The organism is Citrobacter sp. Cpo148 (assembly GCF_030332375.1).
GTDB classification, from domain to species: Bacteria; Pseudomonadota; Gammaproteobacteria; order Enterobacterales; family Enterobacteriaceae; genus Citrobacter; species Citrobacter portucalensis.
Genome location: NZ_JAOWHY010000043.1, coordinates 867590 through 874347 on the forward strand (window position 1 = coordinate 867590; position 6758 = coordinate 874347).

At 42.9% G+C, this 6758-nt stretch carries 5 protein-coding genes and 2 pseudogenes; 3 read left to right on the top strand and 4 right to left on the bottom strand.

All coding sequences use genetic code 11. The features are described 5' to 3' along the window. Positions 1–531 precede the first annotated feature (531 nt). A complete protein-coding gene (locus tag OGY10_RS14075) occupies positions 532–975 on the top strand; it encodes a hypothetical protein (RefSeq protein WP_191227079.1) in 444 nt (147 codons plus the stop codon). Here OGY10_RS14075 and OGY10_RS14080 read toward each other — a convergent pair. The 4 genes and pseudogenes from OGY10_RS14080 to OGY10_RS14095 form a co-directional block, all read right to left on the bottom strand. Continuing rightward, complete coding sequence (locus OGY10_RS14080; protein ID WP_191227078.1) at positions 970–2076, bottom strand: hypothetical protein; 1107 nt, start codon at positions 2074–2076, stop codon at positions 970–972. The two genes, OGY10_RS14075 and OGY10_RS14080, sit on opposite strands and share 6 nt — an antisense overlap. Before the next feature lie 169 nt (positions 2077–2245). Next, positions 2246–4039 (bottom strand): tail fiber/spike domain-containing protein, encoded by a 1794-nt coding sequence (locus tag OGY10_RS14085; RefSeq protein ID WP_249418646.1) that lies wholly within the window; start codon positions 4037–4039, stop codon positions 2246–2248. A gap of 39 nt (positions 4040–4078) precedes the next feature. Continuing rightward, positions 4079–4285: a hypothetical protein gene (locus OGY10_RS14090; protein WP_286576921.1), complete on the bottom strand. Its 207-nt coding sequence runs from the start codon at positions 4283–4285 to the stop codon at positions 4079–4081. Positions 4286–4336: 51 nt separating this feature from the next. Further along, positions 4337–5164 (bottom strand): annotated as a pseudogene (locus OGY10_RS14095) (host specificity factor TipJ family phage tail protein); the annotation flags it as partial. A 71-nt stretch (positions 5165–5235) separates the two neighbouring features. On the opposite strand from OGY10_RS14095, the gene OGY10_RS14100 reads away from it, so the two are divergent. Together OGY10_RS14100 and OGY10_RS14105 are read left to right on the top strand one after the other, a co-directional pair. Next, positions 5236–6404 (top strand): IS3 family transposase gene (locus OGY10_RS14100; RefSeq protein ID WP_286576922.1). Its coding sequence is split into 2 segments (ribosomal slippage): positions 5236–5623 and positions 5623–6404, totalling 1170 coding nucleotides; the frame shifts between segments, so codons are not numbered across the junction. A gap of 7 nt (positions 6405–6411) precedes the next feature. After that, positions 6412–6618 (top strand): annotated as a pseudogene (locus OGY10_RS14105) (integrase); the annotation flags it as partial. Positions 6619–6758 lie beyond the last annotated feature (140 nt).

A 6758-nucleotide genomic window follows, 5' to 3' on the forward strand; every position in this document is an offset into this window, starting at 1 on the left:
ATTATCAAAAAGCCACAATGGCGAAATTTTTTTAGAAGAAATCTGAACGTATAAATCTCTAAATTGTCTGGCAACCATCATCTTTCACTCGGTTGAAAAAGAACGTCATTCTTCCCAAAACTTCAACTTATTACAGTGCAGAACCTTCTATCGCTTCACCATCATCAGAGAGAAGCGCCCTACTAATAAGTTTTGCAGACTGTGTATGGCCATCACATAGGATCAAAAGCACGTCACCTTGTCTCTTTGTACTCACTGGTTCGATTACTGTAAAATCTATGTCCGTTTCAAGAACGTGGCTATCAGCCTCAATCCTACAGATAACTGTCGGGCACAGGCGTATTCAATGTAGTATGTCGCAGATGAAGGAAAGCCCATGATGCACATCCGATGGATACTGTTTATTTACGCAGTATGTTTTAGCGATCAAGCGGCAAATACGAAGAAGTCAACCTAAATGCGCTTTGTGTTTGGAATGGGTATGAATTTAGTTCATGCGGCTTTAGCTCTTGTCGAATGATGATGCAGAGCATGGTTGAACCAATTCTTTCATATCACGGAAGTCGATCTAATCTTCGCTTGGTGCTACACTTTATACCTTTATTCCAACGCGTTGGCGTTGGTCATGGTAGCATCAAATGTTCGGACAAGCTAAAGGAAAGTATAATTCTAAGGATACCATCTCCTTTTCTGATTTCTTTTATTTCGTTACCTGTAGGTGCGAATATAATTAATTTAAATTGTGGGAAAAATTCATTAATCATAGATACAAACAACACATCTGCCATTGAATTCAATGGCAATAGTGCTATTTTAATTCGTGGTTTTATTAACGAGTCGAGTTCTAAGGATTATCGGATTAACGGATCGGATTCATTTTTAACTTTAACAGAATCATTTTCTGGTGATTATAGTATCAACATACAATCACCAGACATGAAATCAAGGGTGGTAATGTCATGTTCTAAATCATGATTTACATTTGTTATTTTTGGCAATTACTAGAAATAGAGATATAGCGAGATAGAAAATAGCAAAGAATGGCAAGCTTATTTTCAATGATGAAATTAACAGCATAATCTTTGCCCTTTTGGAAAGATTAATTCTAATAACAAAAGTAATGAATGCAATTAATGAAATGATTCCAAAAGGAATCCCAAAGATGGTAAATAAATTACCAAAGATAGTCATATCATATAATGATTCATAAAATGATGGTGCTGATATTGATTTGCCAACAAATCCGTAACCATAGGTGTATATGTCAGGATTAGCCATAAAGTTAGTTATTGTATCTATTTTTACATTATTACTTCCATCTGCACCAGAAAGAAAAAGAGATACTCTTTCATTTATTCTGTCAATTAGAACCAAGTATCCTATGAAAGCAAATCCCATAACAGGTATTATCATTCTAACTCTGAGCATCCCTATCAAAAGAATACCAAAACATAAAAATGCACCAACAAAAGATAAAGTTAATAGCATAGACATGCATGATAATATAAATAGTGTGTCTGTTTTTTTATTTATGGCATATCTTAAAGAAATAAGCCATGCCGTAATTCCACAATACACACTAGGCTCAGCGGTCAATCCAGTAGGTCTAAATCCTACTCCACTCATCATATTTCTTGACGGTTCCCCGCCTATCATAGTCGAGTAATCTATAATTGTCCCATGCAGACTATAGAAGATAACCTGCAAAACCAGGCACGTCACATAAAGAACCAGAGCAGCACTTACAGCTTTAAATATTATATGCTCCATGACATTTACAGCAGCATGATATAACAACATGGCAGAAAATAACCAAATACTTATTTTTAAAGATTGATATATCAGTATCTCTGTGTGCGTTGAGATATTGACATGAATAAATGCACTTATAAAAATTACAGTTATTAACGAAATTACAAATATAACAGACTGGTAGCAAATCTTTGCACCGCTATTTATGTACAGCAGAATGCAACAGAGTGGAAAAATGATAAGCTGAGTGCCATACACAGATAATGGTGAAGCTAAGTCGATTATAACACTAAATATCGCAACAAAAAGCAAAAAGGCGTTCATGTTAATAACCCAAAAAAAATTTTGCAGTATTGTACATGTAACTCCATAACTATGCAATTTACGCATACATCAATAAGAACATAATAAGCTCATCATAGCGTATTCCGTACCTTACGCCTGCTGGTTTAACTGTTACAACTTCTTCTAACGTTTCTGGATTAATGATTATTTAAGAAGGCGCTTCCCATTCGTCCTTGCACCAGAATGCGTAATTCTCTGGTTTAAGTCCGTGCTTTGTCAGGATAGAACCAACAGTTTGCGCACCAACACCGAAGTGGGCTCGTGCAGACTCTTCTCCCTTAAGTTCTATAGCGTCAGTAAACTTATAGCGAATAATATTCTTGCGAATTTCATTAGCCGCTTCCCTTTCCGCACTCTCGTTTGTTGCAGGGGTTTTTACCTTCAGTGTTTCATCAAAGGTGCTTATTGTTCCCGTTGCGGCATAGACAACAGACCATCTATGTGATGTATAGCCTAATACGGTCGCATTGTCTGTATCAGGCATGAATCCATTGTATCCACCAATCTTAAGGTCGCCATTTGGGTTTCTGGATGATGTTTTACCATCATAGCTGGAAAGGGTTGCACCTTTAGTACCGGTGGTAGTAGTCACTAAAATCCCGGCATCAGTAGCCCCAAGAATCTGAATGCCACTGTTATTGTTGCGTAAATCCTGTACTGGTGCCTCAACTACCGGAGAGGTAAATTTCCATTTTGTGTCGGAATAAAATTCAGCTGGCGACGAGTCGTCAGGCTGAATAATAAGCGCCCCTTTACCACTAGAACGCCTACGGCACCCAGTAATGTTTTTCAGGTCGGGGTCCATGTTTGAGCTAACAAGAACTCCGTCAAACTGGGATATGCTTTCGTAACTGTTAGCGCCTTGACGCTGTGCGCTCTCGGTTAGATATACCCATGACCAGTCAAAGTGATTTTCATAGGTTCCAACGTTAAGATCAATCTGATATGGACGCGTACACAACTCGCCAAAGAATCCACGGAAGTGAATATTACCAGCCACTGAAGTATCACTGCTCACAGTCTTCACTATACGCACTGCGCACGGAACGTCAGCGGGCCATGTGCCAGTAGTGATATTCTCTGAATGACCACCAAACACATGCAAGGTGTCGGTAGACTCAATCCAGAAAGAGCAGTTACCAGTGGCGTGGTGTGGGTTGTAGATATGAATGCGGGTATTATTATCTCCGCTTACACTACGTTCGAAATAAAACCCGCAGTCTACACGCTCAAAGTTGGGGTTCATAATTGAGTGGTAATACGAACCGCTATTACTACCACCAACTGTAGGCCCTGGTTTAAACTTAAGGCCTATCTTAGTTCCCCGTGCTCGTGGATTCTCCATTACACAGAATTGCTGTGACACGCGTATGGTAGTCTGAGATTCGTTTTCTGGTGCAATAGCGTAGGCGATAACGTCGGAATAGTAATTTGGGTTAATTACTACAGGATTGATGATATGGCAGAAATCATGGCTCATGCGAATGCAAGTGATATTATCGGCGCCTGCCACAATCACTGTCCCAGTAAAATCCAGATAGCGAGTTGACGTTACATCCTGAGTGTATGAGCCGTCAAATTTCATGACGAGGCTTTGTGTGATTAGATAATTAGCTCCAGGTCTGCCAACCACTTTACCGAAAGGGACATTTTTCAGCCATTCCAGCGCTGCCAGCATCGAGGCTGTATCATTAGTAACCCCATCTCCAATCGCACCAAACTCTTCAAACGATTTCAGTGTCGTAATCCGATGCGCTATCTGGTCAACTGTTGCACCATATTTTGTTAGATCAGATCTAAGAGAGGCATCACCAACTCCAACCCATGCGCCAGTGCCAACACCACCTGTTGAATCTGGTGTAGAACCGGCAGGGACTGTTTTAGGCAGAGAGCCATCCCAGCGGTAATACCCTCCATCCCCATCAGGTAATTTCCAACGCAATGCCTGATCTGCCGTCGTTAACGTAGTTCCATCCTGAAATTAATCAATCAGATTCCACCCCATAGACACCAGCTTTTCCTGGTATCTTTTTTCCATTCCATGCCAAGTTAACCTGCTCTTCCCAAATCGGTCAGGCCACATCTCATTTTCAAGATCATTCGACAGATGATCAAAGTTCTGAGCGTTATAGTATAAATCTTTTGCAGCAGCAGACCCCAGCGGATTGTCGGTGTTATAAGTGGTCATATGGGCCTCATAAAAGAAACAACTCGCCTCGGCAGGTTGATTTGATATTGATTAAGCTACATTGCCTGGGTATGTGGCATTGTCGTACTGGTAGAATGAATCGCGGTATTCTTTGGCAGTTACCTGACATGTACCGTCAGATTGTGGTGCAATCTCTGAAATTAACGCGCTGTATCCAACGCAAGATGACTCGCAAAATATCAGGCGCGGAGGTTCAATTGCTGGGTCGTTCATTATGATGTTAATGAGTTCTGCTTGTTCAGGAACAGATAATTCATAATCACCCACTTTCATAGCGGTCAGTAAACAAGACGCTGAACAATCCTGATAGCGGATTAATACGCGAGGATTATTGAATGTCCAGTCAAGGGGTTCTGACACTGCAATCGTCGTCACACCACTACTTGATCTCATATCTTCAATCAGCGTGCTGACTGTTTTGCTTCCAGGAATATCGTCTGTAAAAACAATTCTGTCGCCAACGTTATAACAGAGAGCATCCATTTCCGTTGTGGTGGTGTGAGTCAGACGTTGCTGTCGATACTTCATCGGTCTTCGCATACCTATCTGATAAGCACGGTCCTGATCAAGAATACCATCAAGCGTATAGTCCTCAGTCTTTACCGGAGTTGGGTTATCTGATGTTCTGCACTGCACCGTCTCTTCAGCCCATGTAGTGCCGTTGATATATGTGACATCCACACCATCATAGTCATCTGCTGACGGAGCAACGAAAGCCGTCTGAAGCGGATCAGTCATCTCCTGTGGGCTGATTATTCCCGTCCACGTTTTCACACCTTCCCTTGCTACAGATGCCAGACCATCGGTAAGAAGGAAGTAACTTTTTCCTGCATTTGTCACCTTCTGAAGCATCTCTATGTAGTGGCACACTGAATTTGGCCACCTGAACAGAGGTGATATGCTCACCTCAGAACATTACAGGTGCTCCAATGAAAAGAAGAAGTTTCAGCGCAGAATTTAAACGCGAATCCGCTCAACTGGTCCTTGACCAGAACTACACCGTTACAGATGCAGCCAGCGCTATGGATGTCGGCCTTTCCACTATGACGCGATGGGTGAAGCAGTTGCGTGATGAGCGACAGGGAAAAACACCAAAAGCCTCCCCCATTACCCCTGAACAAATTGAAATCCGTGAGCTCAGGAAAAAGCTACAACGTATTGAAATGAAGAATGAAATATTAAAAAAAGGCTACCGCGCTCTTGATGTCAGACTCCCTGAACAGTTCTCGATAATCGGGAAACTCAGGGCGCGTTATCCTGTAGCCACTCTCTGCCATGTGTTCGGGGTTCATCGTAGTAGCTACAAATACTGGAAAACCGTCCTGAAAAACCAGACGGCAGACGAACAGTATTACGAAGCCAGGTGCTTGAGTTGCATAGCATCAGCCACGGTTCGGCCGGGGCCAGGAGCAACGCCGCCATGGCGACACAGAGAGGCTATCAGATGGGGCGCAGGCTTGCTGGCAGACTCATAAAAGAACTGGGACTGGTCAGTTGCCAGCAACCAACTTACCGCTATAAACGTGGCGGTCATGAGCACATAGCTATCCCAAATTACCTTGAACGACAGTTCGCAGTGACGGAGCCAAATCAGATATGGTGCGGCGACGTAACATATATCTGGACAGGCAAACGCTGGGCGTACCTCGCCGTTGTTCTCGACCTGTTCGCGAGAAAGCCAGTGGGCTGGGCAATGTCGTTCTCACCAGACACCAGACTCTCCATGAAAGCGCTGGAAATGGCATGGGAAACGCGTGGCAAGCCAGCCGGAGTGATGTTCCACAGCGATCAGGGCAGTCATTATACGAGCCGGCAGTACCAACAGTTACTGTGGCGATACCGGATCAAGCAAAGTATGAGCCGGCGTGGGAACTGCTGGGATAATAGCCCAATGGAACGCTTCTTCCGGAGCCTGAAGAATGAGTGGGTACCAGTGACTGGTTACATAAGCTTCGGCGATGCAGCTCACGCAATAACGGACTATATCGTTAGATATTACAGCGCGCTCAGGCCGCACGAGTATAACGGTGGGTTACCACCAAACGAATCGAAAAACCGATACTGGAAAAACTCTAAAACGGTGGCCAGTTTTAGTTGACCACTACAAATGGATGAAGACAAAAAAACTTGCTGCTGAGAAATATCCAGACCTAGATTTCCAGTTCACTTTCCATGATCTAAAAGCCAAAGGGATTTCGGATCTTGAAGGTACGCTGAGTGAGAAACAAGAAATTTCAGGTCATAAAAACGCCTCACAAACAGCGAGATATAATCGAAGAATTTCTGTTGTTCCGGTCGTTGGGGGGCAGTAATGCCCTCTTTTTATGGCGAAGCTGAAAGGCGAAACAATGGTAAACATGGAGTACAAAAACAAAAAACCACCCGTAGGTGGTTTCACGACACTGCTTATTGCTTTGATTATTCTGTTCTTTCCCATGGTACCCGGAGTGGG